Consider the following 472-nt stretch of genomic DNA (forward strand, 5'->3'; position numbering starts at 1 on the left):
CCCAAGAACGATCACGCCAGCGCCAGCACCGAGCTCTACCTCTACCAGACCTGGGCCCGACCCAACCTGGTGGCCGGCGCCTTCCGGACCAGCACCGACCCGCTGACCGGCGCGGTGACGCGTACCGCCACCCCGGCCAACACCTTCTATGGCTCGCTGGAGGCGATGGACGCGGACCTCGACAGCGCCTTCCAGAAGGCCGTCAACTTCGCCGACGACGACGGCACCGGGGGCTTCGCCGGTATCGCACCGGTCGGCAATGCCTTTCTGCGGGCGGTGCAGACCGGCGTGGCCACGCGCGATATGTGGGCGCCGGATGCCAGCTCGGACGGCCTGCTGGACCTGTGGTTCGACGACGGCACGCATGCCAGCAAATACGGCTCCTACCTGAGCGCGCTGACGCTGTTCGGCACGCTCACCGGCCTGGACCCGGCGCTGCTCGGTGCCAACGAGATCGCCGCGCGCGATCTGG

1 pseudogene is annotated in these 472 nt (G+C 69.7%); it reads left to right on the plus strand.

The features are described from left to right. Positions 1-472, plus strand: a pseudogene (locus H5407_RS23605) (hypothetical protein); the annotation flags it as partial.

This window comes from Mitsuaria sp. WAJ17, assembly GCF_014174515.1.
Taxonomy (GTDB): Bacteria; Pseudomonadota; Gammaproteobacteria; order Burkholderiales; family Burkholderiaceae_C; genus Roseateles_B.